Annotated in this window: 1 protein-coding gene and 1 pseudogene; both read right to left on the bottom strand. The window is 67.3% G+C overall.

The features are described from left to right. Positions 1-124: 124 nt before the first annotated feature. A pseudogene (locus G6R25_RS23880) lies at positions 125-748 on the bottom strand (ClpP family protease); the annotation flags it as partial. Between the two features lie 218 nt (positions 749-966). Beyond that, on the bottom strand, positions 967-1,515 hold the full coding sequence (locus G6R25_RS23875) for a MerR family transcriptional regulator (RefSeq protein WP_163554648.1): 549 nt from the start codon (positions 1,513-1,515) through the stop codon (positions 967-969). Positions 1,516-1,613 lie beyond the last annotated feature (98 nt).

The following is a 1,613-nucleotide window of genomic DNA, read 5'->3' as shown; positions in this document are numbered from 1 at the left end:
CGACGTCCGCTCCACGATGTTGGGCAAAATGTGGCGGGCGGTCGGCAGATGGCGGGCGGTCGGCAGATCCTGGGCGTTCGGCGCGCCGAGGCCGGCGTGGGCCGAGACCGGCGCCGCCGACGCCGCTGGGCACCTGATCGACCCGTTCGACGACATGGTCGACCAGGCCGTAGTCACGGGCCTCCTCGGCGGTGAACCACCGGTCGCGGTCGGAGTCGGCTTCGATCTGCTCGACGGTCTGCCCGCTGTGGAAGGCGGTGCGCTGCTGCAGCGTCCGCTTCGTGTACAACATCTGCTCGGCCTGGATGGAGATGTCGGCGGCGGTACCCCCGATCCCTCCCGACGGCTGATGCATCATGATCCGCGCGTGTGGAAGGGCGTAACGCTTGCCCGCGGCGCCGGCGCAGAGCAGGAACTGGCCCATGGAGCCGGCGAAGCCGAGGACGACGGTGGCCACGTCGTTACCGACGTACTGCATCGTGTCGTAGATCGCCATGCCGGCGCTCACCGAACCGCCGGGCGAGTTGATGTAGAGGTAGATGTCGGAGATCGGATCCTCGACGGCGAGCAGCAGCAGCTTTGCACTGATCGCGTTGGCGACGGCATCCTCCACCACGGCGCCGAGGAAGACTATGCGGTTCTCCAGCAGCCGGCCGAACACCTGGTCGTCGGCGGTGCCGGCCTGGGCGACGGGGCGACGGGGCTGGCCGCCGCCGGGCCCCGCGTTCGTCGCCAATATGTCGATCATGAGACGTGTCCTCCCGCCGGCCGGGTCGGGACTCGTCGCGTTCGACGAAGGGCCGGCCCCTCCAGAGTTACCGGGAAAAGCGCTCCTGTACCGGCGATCTACCCGCAGCAGATCTGCTCACGGCAGACAGGCCGTGACGCCGACGCTCCCGCTGACACCGCGCCATCCGTCAGGTGTCAGGTGTCAGGTGTCGGGTGCCATCCCGACGCGCCACGACGTTAGTGGTCGTCGCCGCCGAACGGGTCGTCGAGGAAGTCGAGGATGGAGTCGTCCAGGTCAGGCCAACCGCCGGCGGCCGGCCTGGGGGAGCCATGCCCCGATCCGTCCGCGTCGCCTCGCAGCGACCGGGCCGTGTCGTCACGCAGACCGATCATGAAATCCTCGGCGAGGCGCACCTGCTCCTGCAGCGAGGCGAGCTTCTCCTCGGCCAGGCTGACCCAGGTCTGCAGCCGGTCCTGAAGCTCGGCGCGCAGCTGCGGGGACAGCCCCGGCTGCGCCATCCGCTCACGCAGTGTGAGCAGTGAACGCATCTCCTCCACCGTGAAACCCAGCGGCTTCATCTTCTTGATCAGAAAGAATCGCTCGAGGGCGTCATCGTCATAGAGCGGGAAACCGCCCGGCGAGCGGCCCACGGCGACGAGAAGGCCCGCCTCCTCGTAGAACCTGACGGTACGCAGGGACAAGGTCACCAGGATGGCGACGTCACCGATCTCGTAGCGCTCGTCGCGGGCGTCGGCGGAAGACCTGGCGCTGCTGGTTGTGGACAATTCAACCCTTATCAGGTGAGCTTGGCGGCTGGTGTTCAGATATCGTAACTGGTCAGGTATTTGTTTGATCTTGGGTTAGCTGGTTGCGGGCATCCAGG

The organism is Candidatus Frankia alpina (assembly GCF_902806485.1).
Taxonomy (GTDB): Bacteria; Actinomycetota; Actinomycetes; order Frankiales; family Frankiaceae; genus Frankia; species Frankia alpina.
The sequence above is the reverse complement of the archived record's forward strand: the minus strand, read 5'-3'. Positions and strand labels throughout refer to the sequence as shown.